Below are 1204 nucleotides of genomic sequence, written 5' to 3' on the forward strand. Positions count from 1 at the left end.
TATAATTAATTGCTTTATTGAGCTTACTTGCGAATATTCCTGCGGAATATTCACGGGTTCGTAAATGTTTGCTAACTTAGTCGCTGAACCACGCAACTAACCATACACAAGCACGTTGTAGTGCATTTAAGACAAACATTGTGAGTAAAAGTACAGAGACATTTAAACGATGGAAATCATCGAGAAAATCAACTTGGACATTTCAAGTTTTTAACAAACACGTGGATGAATTAAATCAAATGCTTTGGTCTAATGATGCTGGAGTAAATTATGTTTATAAAAACCTTGGCGAGAATGGTAAATGGGAGAATAAAGCATCTGATTATTTAGAGTTTTCGGTACCAAAAGGAGAAGAAACATTCAAAGATTTAAAAGATTGGTCGAAATCATTTAATCAGTTTAAGAAATGGAATAATTTGAATGCTTTAATGGCATTAAGTTCAAGTTTAGAAATTTATATATCCACAGTCGTTGAATTAGCATTGCTATCTGACCCAGGAATATTATTTGAAATGCCAAAATCAATAGACGGAATTGACATCTTAAAAGGAAATGGTCGAAAAAACATATTTCTTGACGAAATTATTGTTTCTATAACTAAAGGAGATTGGAATTCAAGAATTAGTGCTTACGAAAAATATTTTGGAATTATTCCACGTCCTTTAGCTAATCAAATTGGGAATTTGGAAAAGATACGGAATATAAGAAACAACATTGGACACGCATTTGGACGAGATATAAAAGCTTCAAGAAATCACGAAGTGAAAAAAATAAATCCAATGGAAAGTTTGAGCGATGCACGATTGAAAAAATATCAAAGAAGTATTTGGATTACAGCAAAAAGTATTGATAAACATTTACTTTTTACTCACATTGGAGAATATCAGGCAGTCGCATTTTATCATCGTATTTACGATGAATTAAGAAAAGACCTTCATCCAAGTGAAAGAGCAATTATTCTAAAAAAGAGATTAGGTGCTTTTGGAGATATTTCTGGAAAACTTTATTGCAAAGGACTTGTCGATTATTATGAAAGTAAGTAAAAAAACGCACCACAACACCGTGTATAATTAATGGCTAGTTCTCGCCTACTTACGAAAATCCTCGCGGATTTTCTATTTGGTTTTTATTTGCTAAATTAGTTACTTGAACACGCCACTAATCATACACAAAACCGTTACCTACAATTATGAAAAACATCCGA

General features: G+C 32.1%; 1 protein-coding gene. It reads left to right on the forward strand.

The window, feature by feature from the left end:
* Positions 1 to 140: 140 nt before the first annotated feature.
* Positions 141 to 1043 carry a hypothetical protein gene (locus AC0UBM_RS18335; protein ID WP_475689634.1) on the forward strand — a complete coding sequence of 301 codons (903 nt, stop codon included), beginning with the start codon at positions 141 to 143 and terminating at the stop codon, positions 1041 to 1043.
* The last annotated feature ends 161 nt before the right edge of the window (positions 1044 to 1204 follow it).

The organism is Formosa sp. F44, from assembly GCF_056238645.1.